The sequence below is a fragment of the Mesorhizobium huakuii genome (assembly GCF_030160235.1).
Classification (GTDB): Bacteria; Pseudomonadota; Alphaproteobacteria; order Rhizobiales; family Rhizobiaceae; genus Mesorhizobium; species Mesorhizobium huakuii.
Window position 1 is genome coordinate 54,329 of the sequence record NZ_BSNY01000008.1, and the last position, 16,181, is coordinate 70,509.

The 16,181-nt window shown below is 64.2% G+C and carries 14 protein-coding genes; 7 read left to right on the forward strand and 7 right to left on the reverse strand.

All coding sequences use genetic code 11. The features are described 5' to 3' along the window. Positions 1 to 143 precede the first annotated feature (143 nt). Entirely contained in the window at positions 144 to 1,439 is a 1,296-nt protein-coding gene (locus QQK95_RS02270) for a lipopolysaccharide biosynthesis protein (protein ID WP_284268461.1), read from the forward strand. Between the two features lie 39 nt (positions 1,440 to 1,478). Here QQK95_RS02270 and QQK95_RS02275 read toward each other — a convergent pair whose 3' ends face one another. Genes QQK95_RS02275 through QQK95_RS02285 form a run of 3 tightly spaced genes read right to left on the reverse strand, consistent with a single transcriptional unit; the run spans position 1,479 to position 4,362 of the window. Further along, on the reverse strand, positions 1,479 to 2,402 hold the full coding sequence (locus QQK95_RS02275) for a DUF6492 family protein (RefSeq protein WP_284268463.1): 924 nt from the start codon (positions 2,400 to 2,402) through the stop codon (positions 1,479 to 1,481). Beyond that, complete coding sequence (locus QQK95_RS02280) at positions 2,399 to 3,193, reverse strand: WecB/TagA/CpsF family glycosyltransferase (RefSeq protein WP_284268465.1); 795 nt, start codon at positions 3,191 to 3,193, stop codon at positions 2,399 to 2,401. Before QQK95_RS02280 ends, QQK95_RS02275 begins: the two co-directional genes overlap by 4 nt. Continuing rightward, positions 3,190 to 4,362, reverse strand: a complete 1,173-nt coding sequence (locus QQK95_RS02285) for a glycosyltransferase (RefSeq protein WP_284268467.1) — start codon at positions 4,360 to 4,362, stop codon at positions 3,190 to 3,192. The genes QQK95_RS02280 and QQK95_RS02285 overlap by 4 nt, the downstream gene beginning before the upstream one ends. A gap of 171 nt (positions 4,363 to 4,533) precedes the next feature. Here QQK95_RS02285 and QQK95_RS02290 point away from each other — a divergent pair, with 171 nt between their 5' ends. Genes QQK95_RS02290 through proC form a run of 3 tightly spaced genes read left to right on the forward strand, consistent with a single transcriptional unit; the run spans position 4,534 to position 7,702 of the window. Next, entirely contained in the window at positions 4,534 to 5,532 is a 999-nt protein-coding gene (locus QQK95_RS02290) for a glycosyltransferase family 2 protein (RefSeq protein WP_284268469.1), read from the forward strand. Further along, a complete protein-coding gene (locus QQK95_RS02295) occupies positions 5,501 to 6,826 on the forward strand; it encodes an O-antigen ligase family protein (RefSeq protein WP_284268470.1) in 1,326 nt (441 codons plus the stop codon). Before QQK95_RS02290 ends, QQK95_RS02295 begins: the two co-directional genes overlap by 32 nt. 60 nt (positions 6,827 to 6,886) lie before the next feature. Continuing rightward, positions 6,887 to 7,702, forward strand: a complete 816-nt coding sequence (proC, locus tag QQK95_RS02300; RefSeq protein WP_284268471.1) for a pyrroline-5-carboxylate reductase — start codon at positions 6,887 to 6,889, stop codon at positions 7,700 to 7,702. 4 nt (positions 7,703 to 7,706) lie between these two features. Here proC and QQK95_RS02305 read toward each other — a convergent pair whose 3' ends face one another. Further along, on the reverse strand, positions 7,707 to 9,023 hold the full coding sequence (locus tag QQK95_RS02305) for an NAD(P)H-dependent oxidoreductase (protein WP_284268472.1): 1,317 nt from the start codon (positions 9,021 to 9,023) through the stop codon (positions 7,707 to 7,709). Between the two features lie 346 nt (positions 9,024 to 9,369). Here QQK95_RS02305 and QQK95_RS02310 point away from each other — a divergent pair, with 346 nt between their 5' ends. The 3 genes from QQK95_RS02310 (at position 9,370) to QQK95_RS02320 (ending at position 11,619) form a co-directional block, all read left to right on the forward strand. Continuing rightward, a complete protein-coding gene (locus QQK95_RS02310; RefSeq protein ID WP_284268474.1) occupies positions 9,370 to 10,776 on the forward strand; it encodes a PTS galactitol transporter subunit IIC in 1,407 nt (468 codons plus the stop codon). Between the two features lie 72 nt (positions 10,777 to 10,848). Then, the gene (locus tag QQK95_RS02315) at positions 10,849 to 11,310 is read left to right on the forward strand and encodes a PTS sugar transporter subunit IIA (protein WP_284268476.1); all 462 of its coding nucleotides are present in this window, start codon (positions 10,849 to 10,851) and stop codon (positions 11,308 to 11,310) included. A 21-nt stretch (positions 11,311 to 11,331) separates the two neighbouring features. Next, positions 11,332 to 11,619, forward strand: coding sequence for a PTS sugar transporter subunit IIB (locus QQK95_RS02320; protein WP_056566028.1), 288 nt, complete (start codon positions 11,332 to 11,334; stop codon positions 11,617 to 11,619). Positions 11,620 to 11,654: 35 nt separating this feature from the next. Here QQK95_RS02320 and QQK95_RS02325 read toward each other — a convergent pair whose 3' ends face one another. From QQK95_RS02325 to QQK95_RS02335, 3 genes are all read right to left on the reverse strand, one after another. Beyond that, positions 11,655 to 13,049, reverse strand: a complete 1,395-nt coding sequence (locus QQK95_RS02325) for a multicopper oxidase family protein (protein WP_284268479.1) — start codon at positions 13,047 to 13,049, stop codon at positions 11,655 to 11,657. Between the two features lie 140 nt (positions 13,050 to 13,189). Next, positions 13,190 to 14,803 carry a DUF882 domain-containing protein gene (locus tag QQK95_RS02330; protein WP_284268480.1) on the reverse strand — a complete coding sequence of 538 codons (1,614 nt, stop codon included), beginning with the start codon at positions 14,801 to 14,803 and terminating at the stop codon, positions 13,190 to 13,192. A gap of 190 nt (positions 14,804 to 14,993) precedes the next feature. Further along, complete coding sequence (locus QQK95_RS02335; protein WP_284268482.1) at positions 14,994 to 16,136, reverse strand: hypothetical protein; 1,143 nt, start codon at positions 16,134 to 16,136, stop codon at positions 14,994 to 14,996. Positions 16,137 to 16,181: the final 45 nt, after the last annotated feature.

Genomic DNA, 16,181 nt, shown 5'->3' on the forward strand with positions numbered 1-16,181 from the left:
CCACGCTAAACAGGCATAGGAAACAAAAGGTTAATTTCGCATGCCGGGATGTAAGCTTTTCATAACCTTCAAGTGCCGGAATCTCAGCGCTTTCGGGCCTCAGAACGGCACGTTAAGCTTTCCCGCCTATGGCTTCCCGGCACATGACCGAAGCTCGCGGCATACCGCAAAGGCGCACTTTCGCCCGGATCGGCACTTTCGTGGCCGAGCGACGGGGGCTGGTGCGCGACTATTTTTCGGCGATCAGCGGCGCCGGCGGGCGACTGGTGTTCTCGCTGGCCTATTTCATCGCGCTCGCCAACACGCTGTCGATCTCGGAATTCGGCATGTTCGCCACCGCTTCGGCGGCGGGCGTGATGCTGTCGCGGATCCTGGCCTTCGGTTTCATCTCGGCGCTCTACCGCACCGCCACCATCCGCCCCAATCTGATCGGCACCTTCACAGCCGGCTTCCTGCTGCTCGCCATCGTCTCGCTGCCGTTCCTGGCGTTGGCCTCATTCGGGATCTACCTGATCTTCTTCGCCGGCACCGTGCCGCTGTCGGTGTTTTCGGCGATCGTGTTTGCCGAAGCGCTGTTGTGGCGGCCAGTCGAGGTGGCGCTGATCGTCAACAACGGGCTCGGCAAGTTCGGCCGTGCCGCGATCCTGGCGATCCTGGCGACGGCACTGCGGGCGCTTGGCGCGGGGCTGTTCATGGTTTCGGCGCAGCACAGCATCTGGGTTTGGTCGTGGTTCTATATCGGCGCCAACGCCGCCTCGCTGCTTCTGGCTTTCGGCTGGTTCTATCCGCGCCAGAGACTGCGGCTGCGCATCGAGCTTTATCTGCGGCGGCTTGCCGATTCCATCTACGTCGCCGGCGCGGAAGTGTTGTTCTACCTGCAATCGGAATTCGACAAGCTGCTGGTGCTGGCGATCGGCGGCCCGCATCTGGCCGGCATCTATGCCATCATCATGCGACTGGTCGACCTGACCGCGATCCCGATCCGCACCTTCTCGATGATGCTGGTGCAACGCATGATGCGCGCGCCGGACCTGTTGTCGCGGCTGGCGGTCAAGAGCGGCATCGAGGGCGGCGTGTTCCTGGTTTCGACGCTGGCGCTGCTGGCGCTCGGCATCGTGCTGCATTTCTTCCCCAACGCCCTCGGCAGGAACGTCTCCGAGGCCGCGCCGCTGGTGGCGCTGGCGATCTGCGTTCCGGGATTGCGCAATCTGGTCGAATACCAGGCGGAGCTCCTGTTCGCCCGCGGCCAGACGGCGGTGCGGGCGCTCAACCTCGGTTTGCTCGCCGCCCTGAAGGCACTCCTGCTGACCTATGTGCTGACCACCATCGCCGATACGTCGAAGCTGGTGCTGTCGCTCAACATCGTTTTCCTGCTGCTCTATCTCGCCTCGATGCTGCTGACTTATTCGGCGCTGCGCAGGCCGGCGAAGGCGATCTGAATTCAGGTGAGGCCGGCCTGACCTGAATTCCTGCTCAGGCTAATCCAATCCGATCAGGCGGCGGATGCGGCCGATATCGGTGCCGATGAAGGATTGCATGCCGATCGCCACCTGCTCCGGCGCCATGCCGGCAACGAAGCGGCGGAACTCATCGTCCGACAAGGCTTCGCCCGTCCAGTGGACGCGGCAGAATTCTTCCGAACCGTGGAAGTGGCCGGCGCCATCAAGCACATCGTCGACATAGCGGCCATAGATCATGCATTCGGAGAATCTGCGCGCCGAGCCGACGACTTCGACCCAGTCGCGGCCATGGACCTTCTCGATCTGGCCGCACATGGCAAGCACGGTGTCGCGGCGCCAGGCGATCAGCGTCGAGATGTAGTCATGGGTTGATACGCGAGACGGATCAATGCCGAGCGCCGAACCCGCATTGCGCGACCAGATGCGATGCTCGTCGTGACCGTCACCGGCCAGCACGCCGTCGCGGCGGAACAGCCGCGCCTTGCCGTCGCGCCAGAACGCGGCGCAGTCGAATGCTTTCAGGAAAGCGACGTCGGAATCGCAGAAGACAAGGACGTCTTCGCTGGCATGCGCCGCGATGGCGATGCGGCGCAATTGCTGCACGTGCCAGCCGCGCAGCGGTTGCGTCTTCAGGCTGAACCAGACCCGCCGGCGGAACAGGCTGAGCGGATCGTCGAAAGCGCGCAGCCAGCGTGGCAGCAGGTCGCGCTCGTCGACAACAGTGCGCCGGTCTGTCTCCAGCTGACGGAAAAGCTTGATATCGCGGTGTTCGACCAGGATGTAGTGGTGCGCGGCGCCGGAGACATGCCGGTCAAGCGTCTCGCACAACAGCCGGCAGCGCTCGAAATCCGGCGCATAGCTTGCCGTCACCACCGCCACCGTCGGCGTCTTCGGCAACAGGCCCGAGCCGGCAAGGGCATCTGGAACGAACCGCTTGTTCAACGGAGTTCTCCAGCCGTATCGGCGCCACGCGACCATCTCTGCTTGACGACCCGCCACAGGAACACAGGATTGCCGACCACGTAGCGGCGCCAGAGCCGGCCTGGTTCGACCGCCAGCCGGAACAACCATTCCAGGCGCAGGCGGCGCATCCACAGCGGCGCGCGCGGCACCGAGCCGCTCAGGAAATCCAGCAGCGCGCCGACCGCGACCGGCATCGTGCAGTGGCGTTCGTCGATATGGCGGGCGATCCACAGTTCCTGGCGCGGCACGCCCATGGCGACCAGCAGCATGTCGGGCCGCAGCGCCGCGATCCGGCCAATGATCTCCGGCTCCTGGGCGGCGGAGAAATAGCCGTCATGGATGACCACGAAATTGTGATGCACGGCAAGGGCTGCCAGCTTGACCGCCGCCGCTTCGGCGTTGACACGCGTCGCGCCGAGCAACCCGACGGTCAGCGGCCGCGTCGAGGCCTGCAGGAAGGCCGGCACGAAATCGGTGCCGTTGAGATTGTCCGGAAACGGCGCGCCATGGAGAAGCTGCGCTGCGAGATCGACGCCGATGCCGTCCGGCAGGATGAGGAAATCGTCGAGCGCCTCGGCGAAGACCGGGTCTGAATAGGCGATGTTGGCATTGTGCGCGTTGAGGAAACTGACCTTGGTGAAGCGCCGCTCGGCGATCAGGCGGGTAAGCAGGGCGATGGCATCGTCCCAGCGGATGGCGAGCACGGAGATGCCGAGGATCGTCTTCAAGCTGTCGAGCCCGAAGGCCGCGCGGGCGGTGTGCATATTCATGCAAGCACCTCCTGCCTGACGGCCCCGAGTTTTTCCAGGCCATGCCGGATGGCGACATCCAGCGCCTTGACCTGCTGGCGATGGAACGCGCCGCCATCGACGTCCTTGATATCGGCGGCCGCGGCCTCCAGGGCCCTGGCGAAGCCGGCCGGATCGTCGGTGACGATGCAATTGTCGGGGCGATGGTCGATGCCGCGCAATGAGCGGCTGGTGGCGACCGACGGCAGGCCGAGTTCGAAGGTCTCGATGGTCTTCAACTGCACGCCGCTACCAGCGGTGCTGATCAGCGGAATGACGGCCGCGCCGCGTACGAATGCCCTGGCGTCCGGGACACGGCCGACAAACTCGACACCCGGATGCGCCGAGGTGACGCCGGACGGCATGTGGCCAGCGATGCGGATGCGAAAACCGGGCCGCAGATGCGGCACCACTCTGCCCAGGAACCAGTCCAGGCCGATGCGGTTCGGCTGCCAGGTCCAGGTGCCGATCAACGCAGCGTCGCAGTCGATCCGACGCGGACCGTTTCGGGCTGGCGCCGTGGCGCCGGTCACCAGCGGCAGCACCGCCGAGCGGTCGTCGGAGGCGACGCCGAGTGCCGCGCGATCCTCCTCGGCCAGCGTGAAGACAAAGCGTGCGCGGCGGCAGAGACGCTCTTCGACGATCTTGAGCAGCCTTGCCTCGCGACGGAACAGCAGGCGCTGAAAAATGCCGCCGGCGGCAGCCGCGTTTTCCCGCGCCGAGAGATGCTCGACATTGTGGGCGACGAAGATCGAAGGCTTGTCTTCGAAGAGCTTTTCGAAGGCGCCGGCAAACTGCACGGAATTGAGCACATAGCCGTCGAACGGCCCCGCCTGTTCGAGAGCGGCCTGCACTTCGTGCTCGGACACCGCACGCAGCTTGACCGACGCGAAGGTAAGGCCCGACAGCGTCGCCTTGCCGACCCAGGCGAGCTTTTGCAGCGCTGAGGCGCTTTCGGTGCGCACGTCGATCGCCCCCAGCACCACGGTGTTTTCCGGGTCGGCCGCGGCCTTCCCGGGCCAGGTGAAACCGATGACCGTGACGCGCGCGCCAGCCTGCCGCAACGCGGCGATGATCGCAGCATTGGCGATCTCGTAGCCCGAGGCGAGAGCACCGTCGGGCACGATTGATGTGGCGAACAGCAGATGCATCTCACCTATCCTGTGGTGTAGCCGGTAGCAAAGTGCGGTGAACCCTTGATTAAGCGAGCACGATCGACGGCCGAAAGCCCCTGCCTGGCGGGCCTCTGCGCGCAAGGTGATTAACGAAAGCTTATCACCGTGGTGCTACCAGAACGCGACTCACCATGTGGCTGGACGCGGATGATTCCTTTGCCATCGGATGGTTTGGTATCGATCGCTGGACGGTCTCCCCGGCTTAACGTCGAGACTGTCGAAGCGGTCGTCACCTTGCCGACCTTCAAGCGGCCCGAACAGGTGCTGGAAACGCTGGTTTCGCTGCGCGCGCAGCGGACCGGCAGGCGCTTTGCCGTCATCGTCATGGAGAACGAAGCCGAGGCGCGGGAAGGCGCCAAGGCGGTGCTGCCGCTGTTCGAGCGCGGCGAGATGCCGGGCATGGTCATCATCGCGCAAGAGCGGGGCAATTGCAGCGCCTACAATGCCGGCTGGCAGACGGCGATTCAGCACTTTCCGAACTTCAGACATTTGCTGGTCATCGACGATGACGAGATCGCAGATCCGCGCTGGCTGGAACGCATGTGCACGGCTGCCGAGACGCTCGGCGCCGATATTGTCGGCGGCCCGCAAGTGCCTGTCTTCGCAGACGCTGCCCATGCGAGATGGGCCGAGCATCCGGTGTTCGCGCCGCCCTACCGGGAAACCGGGCGCGTGCCGGCGCTCTATTCGTCCGGCAATCTTCTGGTCGGGCGCAACGTGCTGATCGCCATGGGGCCGCCCTTCCTCGACCTGAAATTCAATTTCATGGGCGGCGGCGATTCCGACTTTCTCAGCCGGGCGGCGCAGAGGGGCTTTGTACTCGGCTGGTGCGCGCAGGCCAAGGTTCGCGAGACCGTCCCGGCGCGGCGCGTCGAGTCCGACTGGATCCGGGCCCGCAGCCTTCGCAACGGCGTGATCTCGACGCTGGTCGAGAAGAAGAAGCGCGCCGGCACGCCGCTGGCCGGCGCCAAGGTGTTGGCGAAGAGCCTGGCGCTGCTGGCCGCCGCGCCGTTTCGCAGCCTGATCCGGCTGGCGCGCACAGGATCGCCGGCGATCGCCATCTACCCCGTCCATGTGGCGCTCGGCCGCGTGCTGGCCGAATTCGGATATGCCAATGAGCAGTATCGCCAGCCCGAGAAAAACTGAGCGCGCCCCGCTCATCGACGCGTTCACGCGCGACGGCGTGGCGACGGCGATCGCCGCACTGCTGTTCACCGTCATCATGGTGTCCTTCCGCCCGTTCCAGCCGGCCGGCGCCGAACTCACCGGCGACGGCGGCGACATCGTCAACCAGCTCGGCTTCGGCTCGCTCGGCGCCATTTCGATCTTCTCGCTGATGGCCTTCGCCGATCCGCGCATCGTGCGCTCGCTGCTCAGCCCGTCCTGGGTGCTGATGCTGGGCTTCTTCTTCCTGTCGGTGGTGCTGGCGACCGACCCGCCCTCGGCGATGCGCGCCGCGTCCTTCACCATGATCGGCATCCTGACCATGGCAACGATCCTGGCGCTGCCGCGCGATGCCGAGTCCTTCTCGAGAGTCGTCATCTTCACCGCCGTCGTGGTGATGGGACTTTCCTATCTCGGCCTGATCGTCTTTCCGCACGAAGCGCTGCACACGGCCGACTCCCAGGAGCCGGAACATGCCGGCCTGTGGCGCGGCGTGTTCACCCACAAGAACATCGCCGGCCCGATCATGGCCTGCTTCAGTTTCGCCGGCCTCTACCTCTACCGGCGCGGGCAACGCTGGTGGGGCGCGGGGATCTTCTGCGCGGCGATGATCTTCATGCTGCACACCGGCTCCAAGACCACCGCCGGCCTGGTGCCGTTCTCGATCCTGATCGTGATGTTTCCGAGCCTGATGGGCATGCGGCTCGGCACGCCGATCCTGTTCGCGCTGGCGATGATCGCCACCGCGGTCGGCACGTTGGGCATCGTCTTCCTACCGCCGGTGAAACATCTGGCGGCGATCTATTTCCCCGACCTGACCTATACCGGGCGCACGACGCTGTGGGAGTTCGCCGGCTCGATGCTGGCGAAGAAGCCATGGACCGGCTACGGCTATGAGAGTTTCTGGGGCACGCCGCTGCTGCTCAACCAGGACCAACCCTTCGACCGGCCGTGGGACATCCGGACCATCGTGCACGGCCATGACGGCTATCTCGACATCGCCGTGCTTATGGGCATCCCCGCCCTTTGCGTGGCGGTCTACACCTTCCTCATCGCGCCGCTGCGCGACTACATGCGCATTCCGCTGCGCAAGGAAAACATCTATCTCGGCGACTTCTTCATGATGGTGGTGCTGTTCACCGCGCTCAACGCTTTCCTCGAAAGCTTCTTCTTCCATCGCGGCGATCCGGTCTGGCTTTTCTTCATGCTTGGCGTGCTTGGCCTGAGGCAGGTGTCGCTGCGGCCGATCCCGGTGCGTGGCTCCCGTCCGTCCTGACGGGGCTTCCCCCCTGAAGCGTGAGCGTCTATGTCAAAGCCTTCCTTCGGAGGGCTTTCTATGACGATCAGGCTTGTTCTCGCCGGCTGCGGCAATATGGGCTACGCCATGCTTTCGGGCTGGCTGAAATCCGGCAAGCTCGCGCCCTCTGCGGTTTTCGTGGTCGAACCCAATGCGGAGCTGCGCCAGCGCGCTGCTACGCTTGGCTGCGCCACGGCAGCGGATGCCAGTGAGATTCCAGCCGATGCGGTGCCCGACCTCGTCGTCATCGCGGTGAAGCCGCAGGTGATCCGCGACGTCACCGCCGACTACAAGCGTTTCGGCGATGGCCGCACCACCTTCGTCAGCATCGCCGCCGGCACACCGGTCGCCACTTTCGAAGATATCCTCGGCAGCCGCGCGCCTGTCGTGCGCTGCATGCCCAACACGCCGGCTTCCATCGGCAAGGGCATGATGGTGGTGTTTTCCAACCCGCTCGTCTCCGATGATACCAAGCGCTTTGTCGCCGACCTGCTGTCGGCGAGCGGTGAAGTGGCGATCATCGACGACGAGGGCCTGATGGATGCCGTGACCGCCGTGTCGGGATCGGGGCCGGCCTATATCTTCCACTTCATCGAAGCGCTGACCGTGGCCGCCGAGAAGGCAGGGTTGCCTGGTGCAACCGCCAGGCTGCTCGCCATGCAGACGGTCTATGGCGCGGCCTCGCTCGCCGCCGAAAGCCACGAGGACCCCGGCGTGCTGCGCCAGCAGGTGACCAGCCCGAACGGCACGACGGCTGCGGCGCTTGGCGTGCTGATGGGCGAAGACCGGCTGACCAATCTGCTGACACAGGCAGTCGAGGCGGCTCGGCTGCGGTCGATCGAGTTGGGGAAGTAAGCCCTCAGTTCGTTCCGTACAGCATCTCGTCCTGCAACCTGCGCAATGCGAACAGCCTTGTCGTCTGGTCAGGCGCGGCATTGTCGGCGGTCAGCAATTCGCCCTTCCTGACCGGTTTCAGCACCTTGCCGCCCTCGAGCAGGCCGACCGGCACGGCGTGCTGGGCACGGGCTTCGCCAACGGTCATGGTCCAGGAGCGGTAGCAGGTCTCGCCGATCGCGTCGAAGGTCTCGCCGGCGGCCAGGTCCCGCTTGGCGACGGCGCAGACCTCGGCAACCGGCCTTGGCAGCGGCACCATGTCGGGCTTGCCGAAAAGCACGATGCGGGCAGCGGTCAACGGCACTTCCAGCGATGTCAGATGATAGGGCCGGAACAGGCTGTAATAGGGACCGTGGCCGATATGCAGATCGTCCATGCGCTCGATGATGCGTGGATGCGTCGCCTCGACGATGACGAAGACGCCGGGCGCCACGCCCTTGCCGATGGTGTAGTCGACGACGCCCTTTTTCAACAACAGCCCGCCATCCTCGCGCGGGATCAGCACCTTGACGAGATCGTCGCGGTCGGCCTTCGGGCCATGCATGCCGAGCACGTCGGGCACCAGCCCGGTGGCGTTGGCGATAGCGCACATCTCGACCATGGTTTTCGAGCCGTCGACGAACTCGACCAGCATTCGCGGGTTCATGTTGCGGCGGATCGCTTCCTCGCGATAGTCGTCGGGCATGGCATCGTGGTTGAGCGGGTTGTTCTTGCCCTTGCCAGCCGAGACGATGGTCAGGCCGAGCGCGGAGGCGAACTCGATCAGCTCCATGCAGCTCGACGGCTCGTCGCCGGCGCCGACCGAATAGACGACGCCAAGCCGGTCTGCCTGCTGCTTCAGATAGCAGCCGATGGTGACGTCGGCCTCGACATTCATCATCACCAGATGCTTGCCATGCTCCATCGCCATCAGGTCGAAATCGGCGGCGACGCCCGGTTTTCCAGTGGCGTCGATGACGACGTCGATCAGCGGATTGGTGACCAGCATCTCGTTGGACGTGACGGCGATCTTTCCTGCCTCGATGGCCGCGGTGACTTTCGATGCCGCGTCCGCCTCGACTGCCATCGCCTCGTCGCCATAGGCGATGCGGATGGCGTCACGCGCGGTGTGCGGGCGTCGGGTGGAGACGGCGCAGACCGAAATGCCCGGCATCAGCATGCCTTGCGTGACGAGGTCCGTGCCCATTTCGCCCGAACCGATGACGCCGATGCGCACCGGACGACCCTCGGCGGCACGGCTGGCGAGATCGCGGGCAAGCCCGGTCAAGGCGACATTGGTCATGCGTGAGATGTCCACAGCTTCTTGATTTGCGGCCGGATTAGCAGGGACTGGTCGCCTGTGCCAACGAAACCGCTCGCGAGCGGCGATTCCCGGCGAAAATGACCTGGAAAAGGCGCCTGCGCCCTAGCCGATTGGCCCAAAGGGTTGCCAATTGACATTATTGTGAACAGCCTCAATAAAACATTCGTTTGCTGACAAAGGCAAATGTTCATCGCAGCGAATGCTCGGAGGGGCATTCGTCTCACGGCAATCTGGGGGGTGTCTTTGCGCCGAGGTGGCGGCAAAGGCGTTGAATGAGATCAAGGGGCATTGCGAGGCTTAGGCTCGGGGCTCCAGGGGAGGAAGAATGGATACAGTTCTCGCTGGCCTCAAGGGGGCCATCGACACGCTCGGCGCGACAATCCTGCTGCCGATCGTCATTTTCATAATAGCGGTGGTTTTGGGCGCCAAGGTCAGCAAGGCCTTTCGCGCCGCCGTCACAATCGGCGTCGCCTTCATCGGTATCAACCTCGTGCTTGGGCTGATGTTCACGTCGATCGGCGACGTCGCCAAGGCTATCGTCACCAACACCGGCATCCATCGCGACATCATCGATGTCGGCTGGCCCTCGGCGGCGGCGATCGCATTCGGCTCGTCGGTCGGCCTGTGGGTCATTCCGGTCGGTATCCTGGTCAACATCGTGCTGCTGCTGACGCGCATGACGCGCACGCTCAATGTCGATGTCTGGAATTTCTGGCACTTCGCCTTTGTCGGCTCGCTCGTCGTCGCCGCTACGAACAATCTGGCCTACGGCATTGCGATTGCCGCCCTGGTCGCGGCGCTCTCGCTGCTGTTCGCCGACTGGTCGGCGCGCGCGGTGCAGCAGTTCTACGGCGTGCCCGGCATCTCCGTGCCGCATCTCGCCTCGGCGCAGATCCTGCCGATCGCCATCATCCTCAACTGGATCATGGACCGCATTCCCGGCATCAACCGCATCAACATCAATACCGAAACCATCGAGCGCCGCTTCGGCGTGTTCGGCGAGCCTGTCGTGCTCGGCCTGATCATCGGCCTCGTGCTCGGCGCCATCGCCTTCTACAATGCCGGCGATCTCGGCACCGTCCTGGCCAAGGTGCTGGGCACCGGCATGACGCTGGCCGCCGTGATGCTGCTCCTGCCGCGCATGGTGAAGATCCTGATGGAAGGCCTGCTTCCGGTTTCCGACGCGGCGCAGGAATTCGTGCGCAAGCGCACCGGTGACCGCGAGCTGCTCGTCGGCCTCGATTCCGCGATCCTGATCGGCCATCCGGCGGCGATCTCGTCGTCGCTGATCCTGGTGCCGATCGCGATCATCCTGTCGGTGATCCTGCCGGGCAACCGCGTCATCCTGTTCGCCGACCTGGCGGTCATCCCCTTCATCGTCGCCATGACCGCGCCTCTGGTCAAAGGCAATGTGTTCCGCATGGTGGTGATCGGCACGGTGACGCTGGCGATCGGCTTCTATGTCGCCAACGCGCTGGCGCCGCTGTTCACCAGTGCGGCCGTCGCATCGGGCTTCAAGCTGCCTGCGGATGCGCTGCAGATCACCTCGGTGGTCGACGGCTTCCTGTGGGTTCCCTACGTGATCATCGAGGCGATCCAGGGACTTGGCCTTCTCGGCATCATCGTGATCGCCGTGGTCATCGCCGCGCTGTTCGTCCTCTACCGCCGCAATCCACTCGGCTGGGAGCGGGCGGCGGGCGCCGAGGACGAGCCGGCCGAAGGCAGCGCCTGAACGCAATCGCGCCTTCAATTCGAAACAATCGTGCGCCCTCCCCGGGCGCACGATCCTATAACGGAGCAGGACATGTCCGAAGGACTCATGCAGCTTCTGGATCCCGAGGCGATCGTGCTTGGATCCGATGCCTCGACCAATGAGGAGATCATCCGCATCCTGGCCGGCCGGCTGGAGAGCCTCGGCTATGTCAAAAGCTCCTATGCCGACGCGGTCGTGCGCCGCGAAATGACCATTCCGACGGGGCTGCCGCTGGAGCGTGCCGACAATGTCGCGGTTCCCCACACCGATCCCGAACATGTGCTGAAGCCCGGCATCGCCATGGGCACGCTCAAGAAACCAGTGACCTTCGCCAATATGGAAGACCCCGACGAGAAGCTGCCGGTCGGCTTCGTCTTCCTGCTTGCCATCAATGACAAGGACAAGCAGATTGAAGCGCTGCAGTCCGTCATGGCCACCATCCAGAATCCCGATGCATTGGACGGCTTGAGGTCGGCCAGAACGCTTGACGACGTGCGCGCCGTGCTCGGCTGACAACCCAGGGAGAAGCAAGAGATGTCCAGACAGAAAACAATTCTCTTTGCCTGCGGCACGGGCATCGCTACGTCGACCGCGGTCAACGTCGCCGTCACCGAGGCGATGAAGAAGCGTGGCCTCACCTTCAACGCCCAGCAGGCAAAGGCCACCGAAGTCCCGGGGCTGGCCGACAGTGTCGACTTCATCGTCGCCACCACGCCGATCTCGGCTTCGGTGACCAAGCCGGTCATCAAGGGCCTCGCCTTCCTCACCGGCATCGGCAAGGACAAGGTGCTCGACGAGATCGAGGCGCAGCTGCGCAAATAAGCCGCGGACGGCGCGGCTGTGCGATCGGGGTGGCTTCAGACCACCTTGACGTAGCTCGTCATGCCCGATTTCTGGTGCTCGATGATGTGGCAGTGCAGCAGCCAGTCGCCAGGATTGTCGGCGACCAAGCCGAGCTGAACCTTCTCGTTAGGCTGGATGAGATAGGTGTCCGAAATCAGCGGCTGCACCGGCCGCGTCGAGGACGACAGCACCTTGAAGCTCATGCCGTGCAGATGCATCGGATGCGATTGCGACGTCAGGTTCTCCATGTCGATGACGTAGCTCTTGCCGAGCTTCAATTCGGCCAGCGGGGCGGTCGGATCGGATGTATCGCCTGGCCATGGTACCTTGTTGATGGCCCAGAAACTGTAGCCGAGCGAACCGCAGATGCCGTCGCTCGGGACGTTTTCCGCCGTGGCGCTGAGCGCCAGCGAAATATGCTGGGCTGCGGTGAGGTCCACTTCCGCCACCGGATTGACCTCCAGCGGTGCAACATCGCGAACATCCCGCTTGAGCGAGCTGCCCGTCGCCCGCACGGTCGCCAGGATCTTGGGCTTGGTACCCCTGACGTCCCGCAGGCTGACCACCGCGCCCTCCTGGTCGGGCATGCGGATGGCGAGCTCCATGCGCTGCCCCGGCCCAAGCAGCAAGGCATCGGGCGAAAAACGCTGAGGCACCGAATTACCGTCCAGCGCCATCACGGTCGCCTCGGCGCCGTCGACGCGAAAGGCATAGATGCGGGTGACATCGGTGATGGCGACGCGCAGCCGCACCAGGCCTCCGGCCGGCGCGTCATATTGCGGCTGGTCGAGCCAGTTGGCCGTGCGCACCGTGCCATAAGTGCCGGTTCTCGCGGCATCGCGCGGCCGGAACTGATCGATGAACCGGCCGTCGTCGCCAAGACGCCAGTCGCGCAGATTGAGGACGAATTCGGCATCGAATTTCGGATCGTTCGGGTTTTCCACCACGATCACGCCAGTCAGGCCGTGGCCCATCTGCTCCAGCGTGTTGCAATGCGGGTGATACCAGAAGGTGCCGGCGTCGGGCGGCGTGAAGGCGTAGTCGAAATGGTCACCGGTGTAGACATAGGGCTGCACCAGGAAGGGCACGCCATCCATCTTGTTGGGCAGGCGAATGCCGTGCCAATGGATGGTCGTCGGATCATCGATGGCGTTGACCAGGCGCGCCGCGAAGGGTTCGCCCTTCTTCATCCTCAGCACCGGCGGCATTCCGGCATTGCCATAGGTCAGCACATTGTTGGTCGGACCGATATCCATCAGCCTGGCCTGGATTTTGGCCGTCTGCAGCACCACCGGCTCCGGGCTGGCCACGGCCAGGCTGCCAAGCCTGCCGATGGCCGAAAGCCCCACTCCGGTCGCGCCAGCGACGACGGCCGTTTTCAAGAGCCCGCGGCGTGTCCATCCGGTCATTCAGCGCTCCAACTGCAAAGCCTGGGATTATCGTCGCCTTGGATCACAGGCGAGCCACCAGTGCAAATGCCGATATTGGCACACCGCGTCCCGCCAATGCCATGGCGACGAGATGGCGTTCGCTCGGAAGCGTTCGCCCCCTATTTGAAACTGGCGATGGGCAGGAATTTCACGGCGGAGCCGGTGAAGCGGCGGTGATCCGATATCTGTCCTCGCGGCTGGAATCCGTCGAGATAGACCTTCTCCGGCGCCGTGCGGATGAAATTGGCTGCAATGACAGGCGCCTCTGCCGAGCCTCTCCCGGGGATGTCGCGACCAGCCACGGGCACAATCACGGCGGTGGCCTCGGGATCGAGGCGCGGCTGGACACGGTCGGCCTTCGGGCTCGTCCTGACGCGATCCTCGGGTTTCGGTGCCGGGACGGCAAGCCGCTGAGCGGCCGATCCATCGAGCCCGTTATCTGGATGATGCATGGCCAGCAAGGCAGCGACGGCATCGGCGGATTTGGCCGCTTCCGGCTGACGCGCCGGGCTTGTCCGGCTTTGCGGTCGCCATGTCGGCAACGGGATGTTGAGCGACACCATGTCCGGCGCGGCGCTCGCGGCAGCGGCATCCGTCTTGCCCAAGGAAATTTCCGCCGCCGGCTTGGCCGTGGAGAGTTCGGCCTGCGCCGTGGACGCGCCGGCCATCGCCAACGGCGCGGTTTGCGGGGTCGGAATGCTGGCGGTAGCGACGGCGCGCGGGGCGAAGGCCGGCAACGGCACCGCGCTGGGCGCCATGGCCATGACGATCGCCTCCGGCGTCTTGCTGTTCTGCTCAGCGAGCGGTTCTTCAGCGGCACCGGCGGAAGCAATCTGGATGTCCGCACGCTGGGCTGCCTCCGGCGGCACGATGGCGATGCCCTGCCCCGCGGTCTTGGGCTCAACGGACCTGGCCGGTTTGCGCGGCGCCGGTACGGCTTCCGCGACATCCTCGGACTCGTCGCCGCCGCCCAGAAGCGTCGCCAGCAGGCCATGCGACTTGCGCTGACCGCCATCGGCGCTTGCCAGCTCGATGTTGGGCGTGCCGGCGGCCTTGCGCGATTTGTAGGCTGCAAGCGCCTGGTCATAGCCGGGCAGCGGCCTGCCGTCGCTCGGCACATGCAGCGTGCTGCCGTTCGGGAAGACCCTGGCGAGTTCCTGGCGGCTGATGCCCGGCCAATGCCGTACATTGCCTACGTCCATGTGAATGAAGGGCGAGCCGGAGGTCGGATAATAGCCGACGCCGCCGCCCTGCATCCTGAGGCCGATGTCGCGCAGCTTCTTCAGCGGCACGTCCGGCAGGAAGAAATCCATGGCGCGGCCGACCATGTGCTGGCTTTCCCGGGCCACGCCCTTCGAGCGGCTGCGCAGCATGGCGTTGGTTGCCGGCGAGCGATAGGCGCTGACGACATGGATATAGCCGGTCGAGCCGCTGGCGCGGTAGGCCTGCCAGACGAGGTCGAGCAGGCGTGGATCCATCCTGGTCGGCTCGTTGCGTCGCCAGTCGCGCAGCATGAAATTGATCTTCTTCAATCCCGCCTGATCGTAGCGCCCGTTGCGCTTGAAGACGATCTCCGCCTTCTCGCCGGTGTGAAGATGCTGGATCTTCAAGGCGCGCGTCTCGGCAAACGCGCTGGTAACGCACAGGCAAAGGAAAGCGACGGCAATGGCCGGCAACCATGTCCGACGACGGGAGGCGCCGGGCGCGTTCTGTTCGCTTTCAGTCACGGTCATGCCTTGCACATTGTTGTTGTTTCGGGCGATTTGACGACTTCGCCGGAAGCTGAGCCCTCTCTTCGAACAGGCCTCACCAGGCAGGCGGGCATCCGTCCTCGTCCCGTCGATGAACAGCATCTTGGTTAACGAATCGTGTCCGCGCCGGGAATGGGCCTTCGCTGCCCCGGAATGGATTCAACCGACCGCCTCAGCGGAACAGATATTTCGAGACTTCCGGATTGCCGCGCCGCCACATCACATTGTCCAGGAAGTAGTGGTGCACGTTGATGAAGATCCAGGCGATGAACAGGAAGAGCGACGAGCCGAGCACCGCCTTGTCGTAGGGAACCAGGTCGATCAGCGCCATCGGCACCAGCCAGAAACCGAGCGCTCCGAGGATCGCACCGACCAGGATGAAGGCCAGCACCCGCAGCCTGTACTGCGGTCCGAGAATGGAGAACACCTTCAACTGTGGCTTCTCGGCGGCATCCGCACGGTCGCGCTCGACATTGGTCTGGTAGCGCCAGACCACGGCCAGATACTGCAACGAGTGCATCGCCGGCACGACAAGCAGCCAGAGCGGGTTCAGCGTCACGAACAGGATCCAGGCATAGAGGGACACGACGTAGGCGACGACGCCGTTATAGGGCAGCGCGCCACCATGCTTGCGCCAGCGGTTGATGAACATCACGGCGGTTGCCGCCGAGGAGGCGGCTGCGATCGACATGGCGAGGGTGATGAGCCATGGCGGGACCGCGAATGTGTAGTAGTCCAGACCCCAGAACTGCCTTTGGGTGATCATCACATTCGTCTGGAGCCAGGCGAACAGCCAGACGGCATAGCCGTTGAACAGCAACACCTTCTTGTCCTGATCGCTGAAGAATTTGCGCTTCAGCACGGCGTCCACCATCAGCATACCGTAGCCCTGCTTGACATAGTGCCAGCCGACGAAAAAGCCCATCGCGTTGGTCGCATTGCCGAGCAGGCGGGCGTTGCCCGTCAGCGCGCCATAGGCAAAGAAGGCAACCATGGCCAGCGGAACGACAATGCCCGCGAGAATATAGCGGATCTGGAGGTTCCGGCCGTAGCCCTCGCCGCGCACCTTGCGCGCGAAATTGCGGTAGAAGATTTGGTATGAATGACCGAAATGCGGCTGGTTTATGAGGTGCGAGAGCAGGAACATCGTCAGCGTCACGGTGGCTTCATACCGCAGCGGCAGGAAATACAGGACCGGCAGAATGAGAAGCGCGCTTCCGCCAAGCATGAAGAAGTCGATGAACGGGCCAAAGAGATATTTCTGCGGCGTGACTGCTGCCGAAGCCGAAGCACCCGCCGAAAGGTGAAGTGCCATGGTGCCTTCTCCTTGTGATCGTTTATCTGGCCATCCCGGATACCG